A 24787-nucleotide genomic window follows, 5' to 3' on the forward strand; every position below is an offset into this window, starting at 1 on the left:
TCTTATATTATTGAACTACTGGCACTCTTTCCTGATAATGTGCTTTTATTAATTGTCTATTGATCGCATTTAAATACGCTTTTGCAGAAGCTTCTAATACGTCTTGTGAAGCATTGCGCCCAACGGAAACGACGTCGTTATAAGTTAAGTTAATGACGGCTTCTCCAAGTGCATCTCGTCCTTTAGAAACGGAAGACACACGATAATCGATAATATGAACTTTCCCCTTCACAAGCTTTTCTAGCGTATTGAAAATCGCTTCAACTGAACCAGCGCCTGTAGACGATACAACTTCCACTTGACCAGAAGGTGTTTTCGCTTGAACAGTTGCTGTAGGAATATTAGACGTTCCGTACTGCACTTGCACGCTTTCTAGTTCATATACTTCCACTTCAGACGTTTTTACTTGTTGATCTGTTAATAAAACAAATAAATCTTCCTCTGTGATTTCTTTCTTAGAATCCGCTAATTTCTTGAATGCTGTAAATGCTGCTTTTAGTTTTTCATCACTTAAATGGAAGCCCATTTCCACTGCACGGCTAGAAAATGCATGGCGACCAGAGTGTTTTCCAAGTACAAGCTCGGTAGATACATCACCGATTAATTCTGGTGTAATAATTTCATACGTTTCAGGGTTTTTCAGCATACCATCTTGGTGAATACCAGATTCATGTGCAAAAGCATTTTTCCCTACTACTGCTTTATTTGGTTGAATAGCAACGCCAGTTAGTTTACTTACAAGCTGACTTGTGCGTTTTGTTTCTTTTAAAACGATGCCAGATTCCGTTTGGTAGTAGTCTTTGCGAATATGTAGTGCAACTGCAATTTCTTCTAGCGCTACGTTACCAGCTCGTTCACCAATACCGTTGATCGTACCTTCTACTTGTGTTGCACCATTTTCAATTGCCGCAAGTGTATTTGCTGTTGCTAAACCTAAATCATCGTGACAATGAGCGGAAAGCTTCACTCGTTCAATGCCATTCACATTTTCAGTTAAGTATTTAAATAAAGCCCCGTATTCGGCAGGTGTTGCATACCCCACAGTATCTGGAACGTTAATTGTTGTAGCCCCTGCTTTAATCACTTCGTTAATAATGCGAACAAGAAAGTCTTTATCCGAGCGAGTTGCATCTTCTGCGGACCATTGTACGAGTGGAAAATACTTTCTTGCTAGTTTCACTGATTCAACAGCTAGTTCAATCACTTGTTCCGGTGTTTTATTTAACTTGGTTTGCATATGAATTGGGGATGTTGCGATAAATGTATGAAGATGAGGCTGTACTCCACCTTTTAATGCTTCCCAAGCAGTTTCAATATCACCTTTATTGGTACGAGCTAAACCCGTAACAACCGAGTTTTTCACCGTATCTGCAATTAGTTTAACTGCTTCAAAGTCCCCAGGGGATGAAGCAGGAAAACCTGCTTCAATAATGGAAACTCCGTACTTTTCAAGTTGACGAGCAATTTCTAACTTTTCTTGCGTGTTAAGATTTATCCCTGCGGATTGTTCCCCATCACGAAGCGTTGTATCAAAAATGTCAATCTTGCGCACTCGTCACCACTTCTTTCTTCACTTGTTTTTTACCTTCATTAATGAATGGCATCATTTCACGAAGTTTTGCACCAACAACTTCGATTTGATGTTCAGATTCCGCTTTTTTGATTGCGTTATATTTTGGACGGTCAGTTTCGTTTTCTTCGATCCATTCTTTCGCAAATTTACCGCTTTGGATATCTGTTAATACTTCTTTCATACGATCTTTTACAGAAGCGTCGATGATACGTGGTCCAGATACGAAGTCTCCCCACTCAGCTGTATCCGAGATTGAAGAACGCATTGTCGCCATTCCACCTTCGTACATTAGGTCAACGATTAGTTTTAGTTCATGTAATGTTTCAAAGTATGCAAGTTCTGGTTGGTATCCTGCTTCTACAAGTGTTTCAAAACCAGCTTTTACGATTGCAGTTGTACTACCACAAAGTACTGCTTGCTCTCCGAATAGATCTGTTTCTGTTTCTTCTTTGAATGTTGTTTCAAGAACTCCAGCACGAGCTGCTCCAATTCCTTTTGCATAAGCTAAAGCTAGGTCTTTTGCTTGACCAGTTGCATCTTGATGTACAGCGAATAATCCTGGTACTCCTGCTCCCGCTTCGAATGTTCTACGTACTAAGTGACCTGGTCCTTTTGGTGCAACTAGGAATACATCCACGTCTGCTGGAGGTACGATTTGGTCGAAATGTACGTTGAATCCGTGAGCAAATACTAATGATTTACCTGCAGTTAATGCTTGTTGAATTTCTGCTTCGTATACTGCTTTTTGTCTTTCATCTGGTAGTAAGATCATGATAACGTCTGCTTTTTCAGCCGCTTCTTTAACTGAATATACTTCTAATCCATCTTCTTTTGCTTGGTCGAATGATTTCCCTGCACGAATACCTACTACTACGTTAAATCCTGAATCTTTCAAGTTTTGAGCATGAGCGTGACCTTGTGATCCGTACCCGATGATTGCGATTGTTTTTTCCTTTAAAGATCCTTCGTTGATATCTCCGTTATAGTACATTTTAGCCATTGTAATTTCCTCCTCAGGATTGGGTTTTTTAGTTTAAAATTATATAAAAGTATAAACTGTGATACTAAATGAATGACTAGCTTATAAAGTGACTCTGTTAAGCTATATAGTTGATTTCCGTTACAGGCGGACGCTTTCCGCGGGGTGAGCGATGAGCCATCACCGTAGCTTCGCTTCCGTTGTGATGACTCATCTGTCTCACTCATCCCGCTGGAGTCGCCGCCTTCCACTACAATCAAGTAAGTAGATTAAGTTGCAAAATCAACAGCTACAAAACTTATAAAATCGATAACTGTGGTGTGTGGACCTTTTGGGTCTCGCGAACAAATGCCGTAACGCCTGTTCTTGTTAAATCTTTAATACCATATGGTTTGAGCAAATCGATAAATGCATCAATTTTTTCTGGATTACCTGTTACTTGAAATGTCACGACATTTTTACCAGTGTCGATTGTTGCTGCTCGGAATGGTTCGACAATACTATTAATCTCTGCTCTTACTGTTGGTGGTGCGACCACTTTCACAAGTGCGAGCTCCCGAACGACAATCGATTTTTCGGTAATATCGTTGACTTTGAGAACATCTACTTGTTTTTGGAGCTGTTTCAATAACTGCTCCAGTTTTTGTTCATCTTCTACATTTACTACAAACGTCATTTTGGAAATTTGCGGTTGTTCCGTATGACCTACTGTGATGCTTTCGATATTGAACTGACGTTTCATGAGAAGGCCAGTTACGCGGTTTAAAACGCCGCTTTGGTTCACAACGGATACAGTAATGATGCGTTTCATTCTGGCTTCACTCCAATCATTTCGTGTAGTGCCGTACCTGGTACAACCATTGGGTATACTTTTTCTTTTTGAACTACTCTGCAATCGATTAATACCGGTTCATCGGATGCTAATGCTTCTTTTAATTGGACTTTTGCATCTTCAAATGTTTCGATTTTATATCCCTTCAAATCGTAAGCTGCTGCCAGTTTCACAAAATCTGGTTGAACAGGGATTAACGAATGCGAGTAACGCTCACCATGGAACGTTTCTTGCCACTGGCGAACCATCCCAAGTGCTTGATTGTTCAAAATAACTATTTTCACTGGAATGCGCATTTCCTGTAAAAGTGATAATTCCTGTAATGTCATTTGGAATCCTGCATCTCCGACGATGGAAACTACTTTCGCTTCCGGTTTTGCAAGTTGCGCGCCAATTGCTGCCGGGAAGCCGAAGCCCATAGTACCAAGTCCGCCAGATGTTACCCAGTTATGTGGATGGTTGAATTTATAGTATTGTGCTGCCCACATTTGGTGTTGCCCTACATCTGTCGTGACAACTGCATCTCCATTTGTATATTCGTGAATAAGTTCTACTACTTGTTGCGGAAGCAGACCTTTTTCTTCACTTGCTTCATAAAATAAAGGATATTCCCGTTGATTGATTTGTAAGCTTTCTAACCATGCTGCCGTGTTGCCATTCGGAGCATTTTGATCTAGAAGTGCCTGTAATGCTTCTTTTGCATCTGCTACAATCGGAATTTCAGTTGGAACATTTTTTCCGATTTCCGCAGGATCTATATCGATATGAATCACTTTTGCATTTGGTGCAAAGTGAGCTAAGTTACCTGTTAAACGGTCATCAAATCTTGCTCCAACATTGATGAGTAGGTCACAAGTTTGAATCGCCATATTCGCTGTATACGTACCGTGCATTCCTGCCATTCCGATAAACAGTGGATGATTCCCTTCAATCGTTCCTAAACCGAGTAAAGTATTCGTTACAGGAATTTGATATTTCTCTGCAAGCTGCACAAGTTGATCAGATGCTTTAGAAAATAATATCCCTGCTCCAGCTAAGATAAGCGGTTGTTTTGCCGTTGAAATAGCTAGTGCCGCTTTTTGAATTTGTAAAAAGTTCGGTGTTGTCGTCGGTTGATATCCTGGAAGATTTACTTCATATGATGTCTCATCAGTTGGAATAAAAATCCCTGTTGCCATGTTTTTTGGAATATCTACGACGACTGGTCCTGGACGACCTGTGGAAGCAATATGAAAAGCTTCGTTAATAATTCTTGGTAAATCAGCTACATCTTTTACTTGGTAATTATGTTTGGTAATTGGTTGAGTAATACCGATGATGTCCGCTTCTTGGAAAGCATCTGTTCCAATAACTGTCGTTGCAACTTGGCCTGTGAAAACTACGAGTGGAATTGAATCCATCATTGCATCTGCAATTCCTGTGACAACGTTTGTTGCACCAGGTCCACTTGTTGCAATGACTACCCCAACTTTCCCAGAAACTCGTGCATATCCTTCTGCAGCATGGATTGCTCCTTGCTCATGACGCGCTAAAATATGTCTAATTGGGTTTTTATGTAGCGCATCATAAATCGGTAAAACGGCTCCCCCTGGATAACCAAAAACTACTTCAACTTGGTGCTTTTTTAATGTTTGGATTAAAACATCTGCACCATCCAATTGTTGCGGAGCTGCCGAGGTTTCGGGCTCTTCATGCAATTGTTCTGTTTCTTCAACAGTCATCTTCATCATAATTTCCTCCTTTTTTCAAATCGTCCAGAATAACAAGTTATATAAAAAGAAAAGAATTTCACCCCACACAAAAAAACTATCGTTCTTTTGTATAGGGATGAAATTCTTTTCATGGTACCACCCTAGTTCGCAGCGCAACCGCTACCTCGCAGACAACCGACAAAAAAGCCGACCGTCCATTTTTAACGAGAGTAGCTAAGTATTACTACACCCGGAAGTATCTAAAAGGTTTCCCGTTCAACACTTCACTCCGAGGGGATGTCGCTAAAGGTTGTATTGCCGGTTCCCAGCTACACCAGCTCTCTGTTAATACAAGATTCCTTTAACTTTTGCCTCATCATAGATTTCTTTTATTAGGTTCTTAGATTTTCATTACTCCGCCTGTGCTTGCAGATGTTACTAGTTTTGAATATCTTGCTAGATATCCTTTTTTGATTTTTGGTTCAAATGGTTTGAGCTTAGATTTTCTAATTGCTAATTCTTCTTCACTAACTTGCAACTCTATCGTTCTATTAGTTAAATCGATAACGATAATATCATCGTTTTCAACTAATGCGATTGGTCCACCATCAGCTGCTTCTGGAGAAATATGTCCAATGGAAATTCCTCTCGATGCTCCTGAAAATCTTCCGTCTGTAATAAGTGCCACTTTCGTTCCTAATCCGCGTCCTTGAATCGCAGAAGTTGGAGCAAGCATTTCCGGCATTCCCGGTCCGCCTCTTGGGCCTTCGTAGCGAATAACAACTACATGACCTTCTTTAACAGTACCGTTATCAATTGCTTCTTGAGACGCTTCTTGTGAATCAAACACAATTGCTTTCCCAGTAAACTCTTTGATAGAAGGATCGACTGCACCGACTTTAATAACTCCGCCTTCAGGGGCAATATTTCCGAATAAGACGGATAAGCCACCTACAGGACTATATGGATTTTCTTTTCGGCGTATGACTTGATCATTCTTAATCTCAGAATCTTTTACATTTTCATAGAGTGTTTTACCTGTGATCGTCATACGATCTGGATGAACAGCTCCTGGAATTTCGCAAAGTTCTTTTATTATGGCACTAACTCCCCCAGCAAGATGTACATCATGCATAGAGTAATCAGAAGCTGGCATAATTTTCGATAAATAAGGAACACGTTTTGCTACTTCGTTAATCTCTCTCACATCGTATTCGATTTCCGCTTCATGCGCGATAGCTAATGTGTGAAGTACTGTGTTTGTAGAACCACCCATCGCCATGTCTAGTGCAAATGCATCGTCGATTGTTTCTTTAGTGATTAAATCACGTGGTTTAACATCTTCTTTTACCATTCTTACAAGATGCTCTGCCGCTTCTTTAATCAGTCGGTGACGTTCGTCTGATGTTGCAATAATCGTCCCGTTACCTGGAGGTGTTACTCCAAGCATTTCCATTAAAGAGTTCATTGAGTTCGCTGTGAACATTCCTGAACATGAACCACATGTTGGACATGCATTTTGTTCGATATCAAGTAATTGTTCTGCAGTCATGGATCCTGATTTATATGAACCAACACCTTCAAATACGGAAGTAAGTGAAAGTTGTTTTCCGTCAGCTGAAGTACCAGCTTCCATCGGACCACCTGATACAAAAACAGATGGGACATTCGTTCTTACTGCTGCCATTAACATTCCTGGTGTGATTTTGTCACAGTTTGGAATGTAAAACACGCCATCGAACCAGTGAGCGTTAATAACTGTTTCCGCTGAATCTGCAATTAGTTCACGACTCGGAAGTGAATATCTCATCCCGATATGTCCCATTGCAATCCCATCATCTACACCAATCGTGTTAAATTCAAATGGAATTCCACCAGCTTCACGTATTGCTTCTTTAACGACCTCTGCAAATTTGTTTAAATGCATATGGCCAGGAATAATGTCAATATAGGAGTTACAAACACCAATAAATGGTTTATCTAAATCTTTTGTTTTGACCCCAGTTGCGTAGAGTAAACTTCTATGTGGGGCACGGTCAACGCCTTTTTTAATCATGTCACTTCTCAATTTCAATCGCTCCTATACTTTCCGCTTTTCCAGCGTTTAGCTTTGCAGCTCAGACTATTAATATAGTCTTCTTTAGTTTGTGAATTTTCTAACAATATTTAATATATTGTGATTATCATATCGCCTTTGAAATGCCGCGTCAACACCCTTTTTTAAAATAGTCTGTCATTTTAGACTATTTACTTTTCTTGTAATCGTTTACATTTGCGATATATCGCACTTTCCACACTTTAAAAATAATTGTGAATTTTTTGTTCAAAATAGAAAATCCCGCTCACATGTAGGCGTGTGAACAGGACTTAATAACAGAATATGGATAAAATATTTCAAATAAAAAAACCTCCTCACTTAGAGAGAAGGTAAATTTTTCACCATAAATTGGGCTTCGCAACCATGAACCAAAGCATAATGAGTAACAATAAAATATAGAGCCACACAGAACGTCGTAACTTTTGAATAAGTGTATCCAAATCTATTACTTCATCCCGATACAAGCGTATATTCGGTTTAAACGCTCGCGCTAAGAATACAATTGAACTGACCATTACAACAATCGTCATAATGACCCACGACGTCGACCAAGGCCAATTTCCTTGCCACATAAGCAAAATACCAGATGCAACAAGCACATGCCCAGCATGTTTCACAATACGAATAGCAGCCTGGAACACTTCTATGTGTGAGTCTATCAACTCTCTATTTTTGACTTTCATCCTATTTAATAGGGGAAAGAGCACAAAGAACGGACCAATCGACAAAATTGCGCTGAATACATGTGTAAATATTATAAATGCGTACATAGAATAATCACCTAAGTATAGTATACGATATTGTGTCGGAGAAGGTTGTGTCTAGTTGTGGAAGATTTCTATGTGGAAGTGATTTGAATCAAGGGGTAGACTTGCTTACGCGCAACATATAATCTGTTTCTCGTAACTTCCTAGTGCTTACTAGCAACAGTAGGACCACTTTTCTCGTAACATTTTTGATACTCGCAACTCCGGACTCTTTATGCGCAACATTGAATTCGTTTCTCGCAACATTACAGTCCTTAGTCGCAATATACTGCTGCTTTCTCGCAACGTTTTTGATACTCGCAACTTTAAACTCTTTACACGCAACATAGAATCCGGTTCTCGCAACATTTACTACTGGGCAATAGATTACAAAAAGTAGCAAGAGCTTTCAAGTGATGGCTTGCTTAGCTCTTCCATGGAGGTAAAAGATCGTAAAGCAAATTGAATTTCGCGTGGTGAAGTTTGTAGGGGATTCCTCCAGTGGTTACTATAAATAGTTGAAATACAAATGGAAGCGAGACCAGAAACTTGAGGAAATAGAAAAAATCAACCTGTGTTTTATAGCGGGTTGATTTTTGGTTTTAGACACAAAAGTGCCCAGAACTATTATTATTTTACTATCCTATACGAGCCATATCTTCACTTCTTAGAGATAAAAGACTATTAGTGAAAACACCTACTATTCCCTATAGAAATTAAACATATACGTATTTGATTGCACATATACATAATAAAAGGGCTATCTCTATCATTTTTCGCCCTTAAAAATTGCAACATGAATAGAGGTGAATACTAATGACAACATACGAATTGCTAAGCTTACTCATTCAACTATCTGGCGGTTGGATTGCTTTTATGTCGGTGGCGTTGTCAGCTATCTTTTTCTTATCAAGAAAGAAGTAACCGCCCCAATCGGCTGGAGTGTGGACAATTACTTCTATCTTATCGGCCAAAAGCTTTTCCTGCCCAACTAATTACGTCGTCATACGATGGACAAAATCGACCATGATTTTGTCTAGCAGTCTACTATTTTATGACTGAGTGCTCAAACACTCAGTCCTTTTTTATTGTATGTCGAGTTTTTAATTATATGATGAATTGCTATTTGAAGTGTAGTACGGTGTCACTATATTTATTAGCCAAACCAAGATTTCTTCATACTTGGTTATTGTGAAAGGAAAAGGCTTGCGCAGATAGGATTTACTACAACTCAATATGTCAGTAACTTTTATCTATAGTATGCAAGAAACAATACTAATAGAAACAATACTTTTAGTATTTTCCTAGAGTAAGGAAATAAGTGCCCAAAAAGGTGTTTTTACTTAGATATCTAGTAATACTTTGAAGTATGAAGTGTTAATCAATTTACAAAAAAACACAGATAACCACCTGAATAACCGATTAATATATACTTGTAGTGTATTTTTTCGAATAGCCAACTAAAACTCGGAAATTTTCTTTTTAAACCTTAGGGCCCCATATCATAGCTAATGGAATTTTAGTTGTTATCTAGGTACCCTTAAATAGATCACAGTGACTTTTTGCTTCTGAAATGATTTCACGGAGAAATTTCGAACAATGGTTTGACATTTGGATCTGCGGCAATATGTTCTGGGAAGATAAAACCCATTGGATCACGTGAAAGCTCTATTTCCAATTGCTTGAAGCATTCGTCTACAAATTCAGAACACATATATTCAAAATCCTCCCTATGTCTTCCAATTCCTAAACCTATGCGTGCAACAATCTTCGCTATCTCGTCTTTGTCATAATTTCGATTAAGCAAATCAATCGCTTTTCCACACATACTCTTTATTTTTTCTTTATCGAAATCGGAACTATCAACTACATCATGTCGAGCTACATACATTTCTCCATTATACTTTTCCTTACTATTTTCATAATTGTAAAGGTAATGAGATAGTGGGACCACCCTGATACCGTCGTCTTCAACACTTTCCAATACAAGTACATGCTCATTCCAATTGACTAACAAGGCTACATGACTAAATACAGAGTTTGATAGTTTTTTTATCATCTCACTGACTAAATAACGACCGCTACAAAAAAGTATATCTCCAGTTTTTATTTTATTTTTTGCTTGTTCATAAGAAATTTGGTTTATTCCATTAAATTTACTAGTCCCCATTTATAATCGCTCCTCAAATTAATATTATCTACTTATTATGAAGGGTTATAGTAGGCCTAGTGACAGGGGCGCTATCACTAGGGGAACAATAACTAAATTTTAATGTTCAAGTATGTTCAAATTTCAGAGTTTTATATCCCCAGGTGCATCAATGACATATCCTATTGTCGATTCTAATTGATTGATTGGATCGTAATTACGTAAATCTTCAAAATCAAGTCCTGTAATCGCTTCGATTTTTGAAATGGGCACTTGATACGTTTTATATTCACCGTAAGCAAATTCCAAATCATCAATAAGATTTTTTTGAGTCTGCAAATAAGCAGTTGCAGATAGGTTCCCATCATTCTTAACAATAACAGCTATTTTCCAAAATTCTGCCGGTATCTGTACGCCTCTATAAATAATGTCATCTACCCGAAAAACCGGTCCAGTAAATACTGTTACTTTAAGATTCGAGTTTTCGGCATTGTCTAAAATATAATTCTCGAGATCCAGCCAGCTTTTTTGATTCAACTTACTTTGCTGGGGAGCACAATTTGTAAAATGGAACGTATCCTTATTCGCCTTTTCCGCCGAATCTCCCCAAACCGGATCAAGCCTGCGGACAAGATGTCCCCGATCAAGCGGATTATTTTTATATAATTCAGGACCGCATTGGTACTCTTTTTCGATGCGGGAATCGAGATACCACTTGTCATTACGGCCAATCTTCATCAACTGATTTCCGTCAATATTCACCACCGTATAATATGCCAAACGGCGTGATTTGCTCATGACAATTGAAAAATGCGTATAATGGAGCACATTGCTTCCGTCTTTTAACTGGGCAATATCCTGTTCAAGATCAGACCGGAATATCGGATGAGGAACTTCATAATCGTCACCGAGAAATTGAGTGTCATAACCAGCCGAACCTTCATACCATGAATCGCTTAACTCCTCAACTACCATCTCTTCAGAAGTACGACCTTGGACTTCCCACCCCTTCACAATGTCATTTATTAATAACTGTTGCTCATCACTCAAGTTGGCGCCTTGCTCCACGACAAACTGGATAATACTGCTTATGCGAATCCCTTCATTAGCAATAAATTCAGCTCCATTCTTTGGATCTGGAACGCCTGCATGGTGGAGGCAGATTACAATCCATTCGTCATTATATACAGGTGAACCGGAGGAACCGGGCATGGTATCTGTTGAGTAGTGAACATAATCGTCAAATACATCCAAAATCTTATTCTCTCTAATCGCTACAGCTTTAGGTGCCCCAGAAGGATGTTGAATAATTGATACATATTCATCCACCAATCCTTTGCCCGTTTGCGGAATGAGGGGCAAGAACCCAAAATCACTTACTTTTGTGCCATCAGCAGACACTTCCTGTATCGTGACTAATGTGAAATCAAGCTTCCGATCCGTTATAAATAAACGCTCGGGTGTTAAACGGAAGGTTTTCATCGGACGTTCGTTTAAGTCCAGATCAACTTCATAGTTGAATTGTGCGACACTAAACTGAGCTGTTTCGAAGTTCTCCAAAACATGATTATTTGTAAGCAATACTGAAGGAGAGACAAGAAAACCTGTAGCATGTCCGAGAACTCTGCCTATACGATCTCGAATTTCGATTCTACAAACCGGATTGGCTGCTTGCAGTCCTGCTTCAAGATAAGAAATAGGAAATAGATCATCTCGGCCAATAATTCGCTCTATAGCCAGTCCATCACGTGGATCAATAATCGCTTGACGAAATGTAACTCGCTCAGGCGTATCTACTTCCAAAGGATTTTTAGTTTGCAGTTCACTAGCAATTCGTTCACGTTCACTAGAACGTGCAATGTAGCGCTTTAATGCTTGTTGCTGTTGCAATTCTACAAGATCCATATTAAAGTTTTGAAACCTTTCGAGTCGTTTAATAGACATGTTTATCCTCCTTATATTATAAAATTGAAATACATTCTATTTATTGTGATTATTCTAACACTTCAGTCACTTTATTGAAAGTTACTTTTTAAGGGTAATTTGATAGAATTTTTCGATCAGAAATAAATCAATTATTACTTTAGTCATTTGAAACCTGTTTTCATTACTCTTTATCTGGTCCTTATGAGCGACAAGAACGGAGATATTTCTGAATAAATTCCAGCCACTCCTCCCCCTTTCATTCTTACTAGTCCATTGAATGAAGACGGGGATTATGTGTATACAAATGATGCGATCTGGCTTAAGGTTGGAGAAATTGAAAAAATCGCTCTGGAAACCATAGTGTCCAGAGCGATTTTTATTTTGACTCTCTCTATGAGCTGCATCATAACATGTAGCATGTACTACTAATAGTAATATTTATTTAAATATCTTCACCGTAATAGTGAATAAGTTCTAGATAGGATATCTCTTAAATATGCCTTCTGAATCGATTATTCAAACTATTCAATATTAAATGGACTGAATAATCAGATAATAGTACAATTTATTGAACGGAAGAAACCAAATTCTTTCCTCGACCACAAATATGCTTCTGGAACGCTTGCTCCTCAGGGAGTGTGAATAATGATTGCACATATACATTAATAAAAATGCACCTTGAATTCTGTTCATTTACGGAGAATATGTGTGACGAATTGTTGATCATTTCCAAATGAAAGGAGGTGAAAACTAGTGACAACATACGAAATACTAAGCTTACTCATTACACTATCTGGTGGATAGATGGATTGCTTTTATTTTCGGAGTCGTTGTCCGTTAACTTTTTCTTATTGCGAAAGGAGTAACTGCCCTTCGGTAGAAATGTGGACAATTACTTCTTTCTTCACGGCCAAGTGATTTTTCTATGTCGCGTTTTTTATAATATGATAAATTGCCGTCGGAAGTGCAACTCTTTGTCATTGAATGATGATTAAGCTTGCACATATAGGCCCTACTACGACTCACTAAATTAGCATTTAATTATAGTACGTAACTAGCACATTAATAAAAATAAATCTATTTGTAGATCCCCCATGACAATAACTTAATGATAATAAAATTTTTATTAATTAATAACTTTAGGAGGTATAGAGTGGAAAATTTTGCTCATGTAATTCCATATGAAGTGATTGTACAAGCAACGGAAGCCAATGAAGTTCCTACAGGTGTAGAATTAATTCAAGCACCTAAGATCTGGAACAAAACGAAAGGAAAAGGTGTTACGGTAGCTGTCCTGGATACAGGATGCGATAGTATACATCCCGATTTACAAGAACGAATTATAGGGGGGCAGAACTTTACGGACGATGATGAAAGCAATCCTGATATATTCCTCGATTACAATGGACATGGCACTCATGTTGCTGGAACAATTGCTGCACAGCAAAACGATAATGGCGTAGTCGGAGTAGCTCCTGAAGCAAGTCTACTTATCGTAAAGGTATTGAATAAAAAAGGCTCGGGACAATATGAGTGGATTATAAATGGAATCAATTATGCCATTGAACAAAAAGCGGATATTATCTCCATGTCGCTAGGCGGTCCAAACGATATGCCTGATCTTCATGAAGCGATAAAAAAGGCCATCAGTAACAATATCCTTGTAGTTTGTGCTGCCGGAAATAATGGTGACGGTGACGATTCGACCGATGAATTCGCCTTTCCAGGCTGTTATAACGAAGTCATTAGTGTAGGTGCAATAAATCTTGAGCGCCGCTCTTCCGATTTTACCAATTCTCACAATGAAATCGATTTAGTTGCTCCGGGAGAAAAGATCCTCTCTACGTATTTAAATGGGAAGTATGCAACATTAAGCGGAACTTCAATGGCTGCACCTCATGCTTCTGGAGCACTTGCTCTCATAAAATGTTTGGTCAACAATGATTTCGGGCGAGAACTTTCAGAGCCTGAGCTCTATGCCCAGCTTATTAGAAGGACCATTCCACTAGGATTCTCGCCCAAGCTTGAAGGTAACGGGCTCGTTTATTTGACGGTCCTCGAACATTTAAGCGATGTATTTGAGAAAGAGAATAAAGAGTTAGTTTTGAGTTCACAGTAATTAGTGGTGAACTAGCAATATAACCACCAAACGCGGTCCGAAGATTTCGAGGACCGCGTTTCTCTTTTTGCGCAACATAGAATTCATTTGTCGCAACATTCTAGTGCTTAATCGCAATATAGAACCCCCATCTCGCAACATTATCACGAATCGCAAGATAGGCTCGCTGAATCACAAGATAAAGTCTTAGAATCGCAAAATGCACTCTACAAATCGCAAGGTAACCTCCCAGAATCGCAAAATACTCGCTCCAAATCGCAAAATCCTATTCCCCCACATAAAAAGCGACTCCAATCCCCTGGAGTCGCTACTATTACTATTGATTAAATTTTAAAATGACTTACTTCTGCTTGGAGTGTTTCTGCTAAATCAGCTAATGTTTGCGCATTTGCTGTGATTTCTTCATTGGCTGCAAGCTGTTCTTCCGTAGCTGCACTTGTGTCGTTTGCGCCATCTGCAGCGACGGATGCAAGGCTTTGAACTTGTTGTACACTTGCTGTTACAGATTCAGTCATCGCATGAATTTGCTCAATTGCTGCGGAAACGGATTCCACTTTAAACACTACTTCGCCCACTCCGTTTTCAATTTCTTTGAATACTTGGATGGACTCTGTTGTTTTCGACAGACCTTCTTCTACTTTTGCTCCACCAGTCGTAATGGCTTTCACAGCATCACCGGATGCAGACTGGATTAATTGAACCATTGATCCAATTTCCGACGCAGAATTTTTTGATTGCTCCGCAAGTTTACGAACTTCTTCTGCTACTACAGCGAAACCTTTTCCGTATTCTCCAGCACGTGCTGCTTCAATGGCCGCGTTTAAGGCAAGTAAATTCGTTTGCTCCGAAATATCTGTAATTAGTGATGTAATGGATTGGATTTCAACGGAATGCTTTGCCATGCTTTTCATAATTTCTGTTGTTTCATTAAATGTCGTATGTATTGTATTCATTTGACTTGCAACGTCCGATACAACTGATGATCCTTTTGTTACAAGGTTTTGTACACTATCTGTCGATTGGAGCATTTCTTCGTTGTTTTGTGCGATTTGTCCGATACCTTGTTGTAATTCCACAATTGAATTCACGGAAGAATCCATATGTCTCATTTGTTCTTCGCTAGCAAGCATTTGACCTTCTGCTGATTTTGCTACCATTTGAGTAGAGGCTAAACTTTCTTCAGAACTAGCAGAAAGCTCTTCCGCATTTGCTGCAAGCTGCATCGAAGAGTCTCGCACATTCGAAACTATATTCCGAAGATCTGAAGCCATTTTATTAAAAGCAGTTGCCATCGCACCCACTTCATCTTTGTTTTTAACCTTGATTGTTTTTACTGCCAAGTTACCATCTGCAATTTCAGTTAGACCTGCAGTAATCTTTTGAATTGGTTTGGAAATACTTTTACTGATTAAATAAGATACGATTGCTCCAATAATTACACTCAATATAGCTAAAATAATCGTAATAGTATTGGCCATCTTTGTGTAAGCCTCTAAATCTGCTCTCGTTTGATCTACGCGATTTTGTTGAATTTCTTTAATGTCTTCTAATATAACAAGAACTTCGGTGTTAAGATCAACCGAATTAGCTGCGTATGGAGCGAAATTCCCATCTTGTCGTCTCAATTCGATAATGCGATCATTCGATTCAAATAACTCTACTGTTTTAGTTTGTAAATCTTTCATTAATGCTAATGTTTCTTCATCTGATACGCTTTCAATAAGTGCTTTTGCAGAAACAGAGCCTTTTTCTATCTCTCCTTGGAAATTTTCAACTGAACTTTCTTTTCCGAACATAACAAACTCTAAAATGGAAGTAGCCATTGCTTTTTGAATCTTTTCAATCTCTTCCACATGGTTTACCCTTTGTAAATCTTCATCAATTATATTCTTATATTTGTTCGAAATATCTGCTGTTGCAAAAATAGATAAACCACTTGAAATAATTAATAAAATCAAAACAGCAGAAAATCCAGACCACAATTTCCTCGAAATAGTAAATTTCATGTCATAACTCCTTTTTCCTATAATAATTGTATTTTATGATTCCATAGTAACTATATAATTATACATTTAGAAAGGTATTTTGTCATATAATGAGACATAAAAAAATAGCTTTAAATCGCGTTAATCGATTTAAAGCCATTAGTAAATCCTTAAGAAAGTTTAAAATGACTTACATCGTTTTGAAGCTTTTCAGCAAGATCCGCTAAGGCCTGAGCATTGGATGTAATTTCTTCATTTGCAGCAAGTTGTTCTTCTGTAGCCGCACTTGTATCATTTGCCCCATCTGCTGCATGAGTGGCTAAACGTTGCACTTCAATCGCACCTTCGGAAACAGATTCGGCCATCGCTTGAATTTGTTCGATTGCTGCAGAAACAGATTCAATTTTGGAGCCAACAACACCAACCGCAGATTCAATTTCCGTAAACACATGAATCGATTCAGTCGTCTTAGCTAAGCCATCCTCTACTTTATCCCCGCCAGTAGTAATAGCCTTCACTGCACCACCAGAAGCTGTTTGTATCATTTGTACCATCTTTTCAATCTGAGACGCGGAATTCTTCGATTGCTCTGCAAGTTTACGCACTTCTTCTGCCACAACTGCGAAACCTTTCCCGTATTCCCCAGCTCGTGCTGCTTCGATAGCTGCATTTAAAGCAAGCAAATTCGTTTGCTCCGAAATATCTGTGATGAGAGCAGTAACAGCCTGAATGTCATTCGAATGCTTCGCCATGTTTTGCATAATAACCGTTGTATCTTTAAATGTTGTATGAATGGTGTTCATTTGACTAGCAACACCCGAAACAACATCCGAACCTTTTTTCACGAGTTTCGTTACATCGTCCGCAGCTTGTAACATTTCTTCATTATCAACAGAAATTTGCCCGATTCCTTGCGAAAGTTCACCCATCGAATTTACAGAAGCATCCATATGACGAACCTGTTGTTCACTAGTAGCCATTTGCTCTTCAGCAGATTTAGCAACCATCTGAGAAGAAGCAAGACTTTCCTCAGAACTCGCAGAAAGTTCTTCCGCATTCTCTGCAAGCTTCATGGAAGAATCACGTACGTTAGAAACAATTTGTCTAAGATCTGCTGACATCGTATTAAACGCAGTTGCCATTGCCCCAACCTCATCTTTATTTTTAATACGAATAGGCTCAACCGCTAAGTTCCCAACTGCAATTTCTGATAGTCCTGCCGTAACTTTTTTAACTGGATTCGCAATACTTTTACTGATGAAATATGCTACTACTATGCCAAGAAGAATGCTCGCAGCAACTAAAATGATAATGAACATTTTAGCCCATGCTTCAAAACTGTCTAGTTCTTCTCTCGTTTTATCCATATCATCTTGCAAAAATTGTTCAATTTCCCCAAGTACTTCAATCAATCTAGCATTCATTACTTTCGATTCATTTGTCAATTTATTAATTGCTGTATCATTAGTTTGCTTCGCAGCAATCGCCTCTTCGATTTTCAGTGAAAACACTTGCGACTTCCTATCAAAATCATCCAACATCGCAAGTGTTTCCGGAGAAAATAACTTACCTCTAAGCTCTTCTGATAAACTCTTTGCATATTCCATTTGTACCGTAACATTTTTTTTAGAGGCATCTGTATTAAACAATACATAATCCAACATACTACGTGCTACGTCTTTTTGTGCGATCTCAATCTCGTTCACAAGATTAACCTTTTGTACCCGGTCATCCAATAAAAACTGATAACGCTCACTAACATTAGATAACGTCATAAACGCCGTAATGGAGATTACTAATAAAAGAAATAATATAGCAGAAAACCCAAACCACATTTTTCTAGCAATCGTCATTTTCATAAGGAGACCCCTCCCCTCCATCTATTATTTCTCCACACTCACTGCATGAAATCTTTTAAACGATACGAAATGTTCTTTCCAATAAACAGAATTCAAACTTGCGATCTCCACACCTTTAGAGCCCGCATGGATAAATTGATCATCGCCTATGTAAATGCCCATATGGGAAATTCCTTCTTTATATGTATTCTCGAAAAACACTAAATCTCCTACAACCGGATTAGAAATAGTCGCACTTTGTGTAAAATAACCTTCGCTACTTTGACGCGTCATATTCAATCCAGCTTGCATATGTACAAAATGAATAAATCCACTACAATCAAATCCAGCAATCGTATTCCCGGCATATAAATATGGAGTACCTTCTAATAGTTTTGCGAAATCTACTAATGTACTGTACACAGCTTGTCCACTTGCAGAAAGGGCTCTTGCTTCTGGTTCAACAGTTTCGGGCGATGTAATAAACTGTTCTGCTTTTACTTGAACCGGTTGCACCACTTTTTCTGTTTTTGTTTGTGTAGCAGGTTTTGTTGTCGCTACTGGTGTTGTCACTTTGGTTGGAGTTTTGGCAGTTGCCGGCTTTAGTACAACCAATTTCTGCTTCACATAAATATTATCTTTAATGAGCTTATTCCACGTTTGCAGTTCTTTCACGGAAACTTTATTCGCTTTTGCAATCTTTGATAAAGTATCCCCTTTTTTCACTTCATACAGGGTATTAGTGCTTGCTGCTGCTGTTGATACGAATGAAAATATTAGAACTGTTACTAATAGCACTCTCTTTAACATATAAACTCTCCTTCTATTATACTAGTAATTTTATCATAGCATTTGTTCGATATATTCGCACTATTAATTTTGTAAAGATATTTCCTGGGAAATAGCCGTTTTTAAAGCTCCAAGAACGGTTACTTCTTGGAGCTTATCTATTATTATTGTTGTACATGTGCTATAAGTAATGGATTAATAGTGTGATACCACTGCTTATACGCGGGATACAAAAATTGTTGTACAATTTCTGTTTTCTCTTGCGACTTTTCAAATAAACCATCCATTTTTTCGGCAGCTAGTAAAACATCTTCATATGCTGTTATCGCACTAATCATAGATGAATCTTTTTGATATATAATGGAAATATCTTGATTTACTTGTGCAATTTGTAAAAACGCAGAGAAAATATCACTTAGTACAAGATCCCCTTCTGTCTTGGAATAATCTTGAAAACTAGCAATGACATACTGAAAGCCTTCCTCAATGGAATCTAGCATTTCACGGTATTGTTGAACTAAATAAATATGTTCTTCTGTTAATGTAGACATGATGTAAACTCCTTCTAGAAATCCGACAAAAGCATATGCTTCATACTTTTACTTTCTCTTATCGTAAAATGTACCATCTCGGTATACTTGGTTGTAAGGGTCCATGTAGGCATTAACTGACACTTTTTTCTTTTGCTGCTCGGATATATCTAAACGGATATCTTTCTGATAGACTTTAAGCTTCGCTTGGAGTATTTCCTCTAAAGGAAGTAATTCCTTTCCGAACATTTGCTCCATTTCAGTAAAAGGCGGTTGAATAGCAGTTTGCAATTCATCGCGTTCCGTCAAAAGTTTATCGACTTTTTCAATTACCGCATCTCGCTTATCTTCTTCTCGTACGTCTAATATCCTAGTCAAAAGCTCTGTAACCTTTTTCCAGTCCTTTAAACTATCTCGAATCATACTTCACCTGGTTGACCATATTGTTTTTGGCGATTAATTTGAATGACTTGTTTCCACGTATCACGGAACTCAGTTGTATATCCAATCACTTCATCCACTTTGGCGAAATCATTTTGTATATTAGCCTCTACTAAACGATTAATCATATATTCATATAAGGAAGCCATCGATTCGGATACAGGAACGGACATATCTAATGTGATCATTAACTCACGTAGGATATTCTGTGCTTTTTGGATATTTGTGTTTTTGAGTTCGATATCTTTTGTTTCAATACCTTTTTTTGCTTGATTCAAAAACTTCAAGCAGCCATTATACAACATAAGTGTCAATTCCCCTGGTGTCGATTGGGTCACACTATTTTGTTGATAGGCTTTATACGGATTGTTTATAGCCATGTTAACACTCCTCTATTTGTCGCACTTACTTTTCATTATTATCCACCGCTAAATGCATTCATTAAGTACGCGGATTGGTTATTTGCTCGTAGAATGGCAGATTCCATTGCTGAGAATTGTTTGTAATAACGGGTTTCAACCATTTGTAAACGATCCTCAAAACGTTTGATTTGATCATCGAAACCTTTTAGCAGACGTCCTATGGAAAAAGTTGAATTGGCTGCTCCGGTTAGTCCAGCTTTGTCCGTTAGTTTAGTCCGACTCTCAATGATTGTAGCACGCATTTGTGAAACCAAACCTGTATCCTTATCTGTAGTTCCTGGTTTAGCAAAAACTTCATATACTTTATTTGGATCCGCATTAATCGCTTCTCTCAATTTCGTTTCGTCGATCTCTAATTTACCATTGGCAGTATAATCTTTAGAAGTAGTAATTCCGATATCACTTAAGCGTATAGTTCCTGATGTACCTTCCACAGCGCTATTTAGTGCAGAGCGCATACTTTGGAGCATACTCCTTAGGATTGGTTCATTTTTAAGAGTACCACTTTTCGCCTTTTCTTCCCAAAGTTCAATTTCTTTTTCCTTCATATCCGCTTTTTGTTCCGTAGAAAGAGGATGGAAATCACGATATTTCGTTTCACGAACTTTTGCATTTAATTCTTCGATCGTTTTGTTATAATCATCGACAAACTTCTTAACTGCATCTACTACTTTATCCGTATCAGGAGCAGAACTGAAAGAAACAGGTTCTCCCGTAACCTGCTTTAAAGAAATTTCAAAACCGTTAATTTGAAATGAGTTACTTGTACGCTGCGTAGTTAATCCGTTAAATGTAAACTCTGCATTTACTCCAGATTTACCATTTCCCTTATCTTCTTCAATAACATTGTTTACAGGTAATTTAAAAAATGTTGCTAAATCGCCGCTTACTTGTATCTCCACATCACCAACAACATTTCCAGAGTTTTTAGCTGTCATTGCGATTTTACCTGAAAATGAATCATAAAAAGCGGAAACCCCGGACTCACTATTTATCTTTTTTAATACTGATTCCAAAGTATCAGTAGAAGGATCAAAGGCAATCGCATTTCCCGCCTTTAAATTACCTTCCTTATCAATTGCATTAATCGTTATAGAGTTAGTTGTTCCTGTATAACCTAATTCACTCAAAGTCAATTTTGTATTAAGATTTTTCCCGATACTATCATTACTTTGCATAGATGCTTGTGATGCCAAACGAGATACAGAAATTGTTCCCGAAAATTCAGAAGTCGCACTTACACTTTTAATACTAACTGCATCTGGAGATGAGACATTCACTGTTTTAGCTAAAAAAGTGGATTGTTTCAATACTGTATCGAAAAGGTTATTGCTATAATCATTTAGTTTTCTATTAATTGAACGATAGTCTTCTAACTGCCATTCCGTATATTGCTTTTTCTGCGTAATTTTATCCAAAGGAATTCTTTGAGCATTCATTAATTCCTTAACCATTGCATCTGTATCCATACCACTTGATAAACCGCTAATACGCATAAAATCACCAACCTTTTATATTTTCTTATCTACAAATAGACCCATAAAATCCTGCATAGCTGCGTACATATCCAACATTTTCTTTGATGGTATTTCTCGAACTATCTCATCTGTTTTGGAGTCTATTAATGTCACATAATATGTGTTTAATTCTTCATGATACTTGAAACGTAATTCTGTATTAGTTGTTTCTAAAAACTTGTTCATACTATCTGTCATTTTTTTTGCCTTTTCAGCAGGTAAATGTTCTTGTTCATCATTTCCAGTCGATAAATTTTCACTTTTAGTATGGCTAGTAATAGGAGTTATAGATTCAACAGAATTTTCAACACTAGTTGTTTTTGAAATTGTATTATAGTCTACAACAGATTCAGCAATTCGATTTACCATACGGATCTTGCCCCCTTGTTAAAACATATGTTAATGTTTATATCGGTTGCTTTTGGATAATTTTAATCTATTTAATATCAAAAAGAATTTGTAGCTAGAATTAATAATGAAAACATCAAATTGTTCATTAAATTAATCTGGGAGAACAAAACACGCTTTAAGCAAAAGAAGTGTCCCAACAGTTCTTTTACAAAAGATCAGTTGGGACGCATTTCAAAAACTTTAGAATCGATTGGGTGCTTTGATTCGAGTGGACTAACATTGCTTGCGCTGATTGTAGAAGGATTTGTTTATTTGTCAATTTATTTACTTCTTTCGGTATATCAAAGTCTCTTATCCCAGATTCCGAAGTTGTTAAATTTGCTTTGTAGTTACTTACATTATTATTAATGTGTTCAAGAGCGTTTTGATATGCTCCGTATTTTGTTCTTTCGGAAGAAACGAGTTGAATTGCTTCGTCAATTTTTACAAGAGTAAGATTAGCATTTTCATGCGAAAGAACACTTAAATTTTCGATTCCTAATATTGTTGCCCTCACATCGGAAAGCTGTACATTAAATTGTTGACCCGCATTTGCACCTACTTGTAATAGCAAGTCAAATGGTCCATCCTCGTATGATTTAGTTGGATCCTGTATTGTTGGTGGAACTGATTGTCCGTAGAAGCTGTTTACAGAAAAGGATTCTCCATTAGCTATGTCCCTCGGGTCCCACCAAAGACTGTATGCACTATCATTTACAGCACCAGAATTAGAATTAAAATCCCAATTCATTACAGTTGAATAGTTTCCAATAGCTAATTTGGAGAGTGTTTCTATAATTCCTTCTCCTCTTATAACTCCACCTGCTTGAAACTCTGCGTCTGCAAACGTACTAGTACGCTCGTTATATACGATAAAATTAGCCGGAATATCATTTCCTAAATAAACAGTTTGTTCTTCTACCAGTGATTCTTTTATTATAAACGGCGCCTTATTATCATCACCTAACATTGTATCCAAATTATACAAAAAGCCAATTGTAAGTTTTTGCACTCCGAAAAATGCATCCCTTTTAGAAACAATTCCACGCAATTCTAACAATTTGCCGCAATTCACTAATAAATATGTAAGCACGAAATAACGCGCACCTGACGAACAGGTGCGCGTTATTTCGTGTTTGCATTGATAATTATTCATTTTATATTCTGGCTATTCAACACTTAATTTACTCGGTACAATATTACTACATTAATTTGTAACTTCGATAAAACGGACTTCTAATACATCATCCGTTGCCTCTATGCACTGCATCGTGGAATCTTCGTATAAATGGAAGGTGATATGAAAATCGGTATTGTTCTTTAATAGTGTGAAGTTACAGATATTAATCGTAATTGTCGGGAGCAAGGTATGGTAGCCCTTTCCTTTTCAATCTCTTCCAAACTTCCCCAACGAAATAGATTCGTGAGGATAAAGGATTTGACTAATGCAGCTTCAGATAACTTGTCATAGTCATAATTGACTAATGGGCAATCCAATACTCTTCGGGGCAACAGAGATAATTATTGACGAAAGACAATGTCTTGATCTACACTTTTCATATGAAATGCTCCTTCATTTGTAGATTAGGGAACTGATTTAGTTGTCACTATCTATTCTACAGAAGGAGTATTTCTTTGTATATTTATATAGACTAAAATACTTATAAAGTTTATAATTCCTTTTATTTACTGTGATGCAAGGCTATTGAGGACGCGTTTTTAAATCTTCACCTTATTTCCTTTCCGATAAAATTCGGTTGGTTACAGAAAATGGTAACCCCCCTATTATTAATTCAACTAGATTCAAATAGTGACACTATATCAAGTTACTCCAATTTTATTGTTAAGCTCCTTAAGTACATCTTCATAATAATCAGAAGTATAATGTACATAGAACGGTCCCCAAGGATGACCTTCATAGGACATGTATTCCTTTTTCGTCATATCTATATACTCAATATTATAATTATCAATTACATGGTTATTTAAATGGTCTAAAAGGAAATTAGATAATTCAACATCTATTTTTAGTGCTTTACCGCTAGTACTTAATTGTCTAATTTCACTATTTTCATTTGAAATATATTGATCTACAAATTTAAATTTATTAATGATAACCTTAGTGTTCGGTAAATTTTCCGCTATATATTCGAAGAATTTCTCGATATTTCTAATCCAAATATCAAGATACTCTCCAATATTCATATCGATTATTAATACATTTTTCTTTAATTCTTTATAGTAGGTAGTCTTCCATAATTTCCATCTATTGTTTGTAATGTATCGCTCACTATCTAGTTTTAATACACCAAGATGAACATCTGCAAAAAAATCTAAAATAATTATATTTGGGGATTTTTCTATTAATAATGGTAGAAATTCCTTTGTAAATTCGGTCCGTATATTCCAGGTATCATATTCATTAATATTATCTACCTTGTTTTCTACAAATGGGATTGGTTTAGACATTAAACTAATTATAGAAGTTTGATTTTGTGTCAATATACATTCATAATATTTCTTATAATCTTTATTAAATTTAGAATTAAATACATCTCTCGTAACGCAACTTCCAAAAACCGCAACATTTATTTTCCCCATAAATATGTCTCCTATAATATGACTTTCTCCTATATTTATCAGTTTTACATATTAAATAGTTCATGTACTCTTAAGAACTATATAAGCTTTTATTACTGTTGCGTATGAATCAGTTTTAATAATAATGTATTATCACGCGTGTTGACTTTCGAAAAATAGGC

General features: G+C 37.2%; 19 protein-coding genes and 1 pseudogene. 1 reads left to right on the top strand and 19 read right to left on the bottom strand.

Features of this window, described 5'->3' with window-relative positions; translation table 11 throughout:
- Window positions 1–7: 7 nt before the first annotated feature.
- The 8 genes from BMZ04_RS02325 to BMZ04_RS02365 form a co-directional block, all read right to left on the bottom strand.
- A complete protein-coding gene (locus BMZ04_RS02325; RefSeq protein WP_093264731.1) occupies window positions 8–1552 on the bottom strand; it encodes a 2-isopropylmalate synthase in 1545 nt (514 codons plus the stop codon).
- Entirely contained in the window at window positions 1539–2573 is a 1035-nt protein-coding gene (ilvC, locus tag BMZ04_RS02330; RefSeq protein WP_093264734.1) for a ketol-acid reductoisomerase, read from the bottom strand. The genes BMZ04_RS02325 and ilvC overlap by 14 nt, the downstream gene beginning before the upstream one ends.
- Window positions 2574–2850: 277 nt before the next feature.
- Window positions 2851–3363 carry an acetolactate synthase small subunit gene (gene ilvN / locus BMZ04_RS02335; protein WP_093264739.1) on the bottom strand — a complete coding sequence of 171 codons (513 nt, stop codon included), beginning with the start codon at window positions 3361–3363 and terminating at the stop codon, window positions 2851–2853.
- Window positions 3360–5114, bottom strand: coding sequence for an acetolactate synthase large subunit (gene ilvB, locus BMZ04_RS02340; RefSeq protein WP_369802613.1), 1755 nt, complete (start codon window positions 5112–5114; stop codon window positions 3360–3362). Before ilvB ends, ilvN begins: the two co-directional genes overlap by 4 nt.
- 361 nt (window positions 5115–5475) lie before the next feature.
- Window positions 5476–7143: a dihydroxy-acid dehydratase gene (gene ilvD, locus BMZ04_RS02345; protein WP_093264743.1), complete on the bottom strand. Its 1668-nt coding sequence runs from the start codon at window positions 7141–7143 to the stop codon at window positions 5476–5478.
- A gap of 368 nt (window positions 7144–7511) precedes the next feature.
- Window positions 7512–7943: a hypothetical protein gene (locus tag BMZ04_RS02350; RefSeq protein WP_093264747.1), complete on the bottom strand. Its 432-nt coding sequence runs from the start codon at window positions 7941–7943 to the stop codon at window positions 7512–7514.
- 1555 nt (window positions 7944–9498) lie between these two features.
- Entirely contained in the window at window positions 9499–10089 is a 591-nt protein-coding gene (locus BMZ04_RS02360; protein ID WP_093264756.1) for a YiiX/YebB-like N1pC/P60 family cysteine hydrolase, read from the bottom strand.
- Window positions 10090–10212: 123 nt separating this feature from the next.
- On the bottom strand, window positions 10213–12012 hold the full coding sequence (locus tag BMZ04_RS02365; protein ID WP_093264766.1) for a DNA/RNA non-specific endonuclease: 1800 nt from the start codon (window positions 12010–12012) through the stop codon (window positions 10213–10215).
- A 1135-nt stretch (window positions 12013–13147) separates the two neighbouring features.
- On the opposite strand from BMZ04_RS02365, the gene BMZ04_RS02370 reads away from it, so the two are divergent.
- The gene (locus BMZ04_RS02370) at window positions 13148–14113 is read left to right on the top strand and encodes a S8 family peptidase (RefSeq protein WP_093264770.1); all 966 of its coding nucleotides are present in this window, start codon (window positions 13148–13150) and stop codon (window positions 14111–14113) included.
- Between the two features lie 323 nt (window positions 14114–14436).
- Here BMZ04_RS02370 and BMZ04_RS02375 read toward each other — a convergent pair whose 3' ends face one another.
- The 11 genes and pseudogenes from BMZ04_RS02375 to BMZ04_RS02420 form a co-directional block, all read right to left on the bottom strand.
- On the bottom strand, window positions 14437–16119 hold the full coding sequence (locus BMZ04_RS02375) for a methyl-accepting chemotaxis protein (RefSeq protein WP_093264775.1): 1683 nt from the start codon (window positions 16117–16119) through the stop codon (window positions 14437–14439).
- Between the two features lie 149 nt (window positions 16120–16268).
- Window positions 16269–17957 (bottom strand): methyl-accepting chemotaxis protein, encoded by a 1689-nt coding sequence (locus BMZ04_RS02380; protein ID WP_177184285.1) that lies wholly within the window; start codon window positions 17955–17957, stop codon window positions 16269–16271.
- 24 nt (window positions 17958–17981) lie between these two features.
- The gene (locus tag BMZ04_RS02385; RefSeq protein WP_255367757.1) at window positions 17982–18746 is read right to left on the bottom strand and encodes a C40 family peptidase; all 765 of its coding nucleotides are present in this window, start codon (window positions 18744–18746) and stop codon (window positions 17982–17984) included.
- Between the two features lie 143 nt (window positions 18747–18889).
- Entirely contained in the window at window positions 18890–19276 is a 387-nt protein-coding gene (locus tag BMZ04_RS02390) for a DUF8042 domain-containing protein (protein ID WP_093264785.1), read from the bottom strand.
- A 48-nt stretch (window positions 19277–19324) separates the two neighbouring features.
- Complete coding sequence (locus BMZ04_RS02395; protein WP_093264788.1) at window positions 19325–19678, bottom strand: flagellar protein FliT; 354 nt, start codon at window positions 19676–19678, stop codon at window positions 19325–19327.
- Window positions 19675–20076 (bottom strand): flagellar export chaperone FliS, encoded by a 402-nt coding sequence (fliS, locus tag BMZ04_RS02400; protein ID WP_093264791.1) that lies wholly within the window; start codon window positions 20074–20076, stop codon window positions 19675–19677. The genes BMZ04_RS02395 and fliS overlap by 4 nt, the downstream gene beginning before the upstream one ends.
- A 38-nt stretch (window positions 20077–20114) precedes the next feature.
- A complete protein-coding gene (locus BMZ04_RS02405; protein ID WP_093264794.1) occupies window positions 20115–21614 on the bottom strand; it encodes a flagellar hook-associated protein 2 in 1500 nt (499 codons plus the stop codon).
- Window positions 21615–21629: 15 nt separating this feature from the next.
- On the bottom strand, window positions 21630–22004 hold the full coding sequence (gene flaG / locus BMZ04_RS02410; RefSeq protein ID WP_093264797.1) for a flagellar protein FlaG: 375 nt from the start codon (window positions 22002–22004) through the stop codon (window positions 21630–21632).
- A gap of 187 nt (window positions 22005–22191) precedes the next feature.
- A complete protein-coding gene (locus BMZ04_RS02415; RefSeq protein WP_177184286.1) occupies window positions 22192–23037 on the bottom strand; it encodes a flagellin in 846 nt (281 codons plus the stop codon).
- A 195-nt stretch (window positions 23038–23232) separates the two neighbouring features.
- Window positions 23233–23400: pseudogene (locus BMZ04_RS23090) on the bottom strand (transposase); the annotation flags it as partial.
- Between the two features lie 446 nt (window positions 23401–23846).
- Window positions 23847–24626: a DUF6270 domain-containing protein gene (locus BMZ04_RS02420; RefSeq protein WP_093264804.1), complete on the bottom strand. Its 780-nt coding sequence runs from the start codon at window positions 24624–24626 to the stop codon at window positions 23847–23849.
- Window positions 24627–24787 lie beyond the last annotated feature (161 nt).

This window comes from Psychrobacillus sp. OK032, assembly GCF_900111345.1.
In the GTDB taxonomy this organism is placed as follows: Bacteria; Bacillota; Bacilli; order Bacillales_A; family Planococcaceae; genus Psychrobacillus.

Bases quoted from the DNA above. Each gene is read 5' to 3' on its own strand.
- ilvC (WP_093264734.1), bottom strand. From the start codon at position 2,573: ATGGCTAAAATGTACTATAACGGAGATATCAACGAAGGATCTTTAAAG.
- ilvN (WP_093264739.1), bottom strand. From the start codon at position 3,363: ATGAAACGCATCATTACTGTATCCGTTGTGAACCAAAGCGGCGTTTTA.
- ilvB (WP_369802613.1), bottom strand. From the start codon at position 5,114: ATGATGAAGATGACTGTTGAAGAAACAGAACAATTGCATGAAGAGCCC.
- BMZ04_RS02350 (WP_093264747.1), bottom strand. From the start codon at position 7,943: ATGTACGCATTTATAATATTTACACATGTATTCAGCGCAATTTTGTCG.
- BMZ04_RS02360 (WP_093264756.1), bottom strand. From the start codon at position 10,089: ATGGGGACTAGTAAATTTAATGGAATAAACCAAATTTCTTATGAACAA.
- BMZ04_RS02365 (WP_093264766.1), bottom strand. From the start codon at position 12,012: ATGTCTATTAAACGACTCGAAAGGTTTCAAAACTTTAATATGGATCTT.
- BMZ04_RS02375 (WP_093264775.1), bottom strand. From the start codon at position 16,119: ATGAAATTTACTATTTCGAGGAAATTGTGGTCTGGATTTTCTGCTGTT.
- BMZ04_RS02380 (WP_177184285.1), bottom strand. From the start codon at position 17,957: ATGAAAATGACGATTGCTAGAAAAATGTGGTTTGGGTTTTCTGCTATA.
- BMZ04_RS02385 (WP_255367757.1), bottom strand. From the start codon at position 18,746: ATGTTAAAGAGAGTGCTATTAGTAACAGTTCTAATATTTTCATTCGTA.
- BMZ04_RS02390 (WP_093264785.1), bottom strand. From the start codon at position 19,276: ATGTCTACATTAACAGAAGAACATATTTATTTAGTTCAACAATACCGT.
- BMZ04_RS02395 (WP_093264788.1), bottom strand. From the start codon at position 19,678: ATGATTCGAGATAGTTTAAAGGACTGGAAAAAGGTTACAGAGCTTTTG.
- fliS (WP_093264791.1), bottom strand. From the start codon at position 20,076: ATGGCTATAAACAATCCGTATAAAGCCTATCAACAAAATAGTGTGACC.
- BMZ04_RS02405 (WP_093264794.1), bottom strand. From the start codon at position 21,614: ATGCGTATTAGCGGTTTATCAAGTGGTATGGATACAGATGCAATGGTT.
- flaG (WP_093264797.1), bottom strand. From the start codon at position 22,004: ATGGTAAATCGAATTGCTGAATCTGTTGTAGACTATAATACAATTTCA.
- BMZ04_RS02420 (WP_093264804.1), bottom strand. From the start codon at position 24,626: ATGGGGAAAATAAATGTTGCGGTTTTTGGAAGTTGCGTTACGAGAGAT.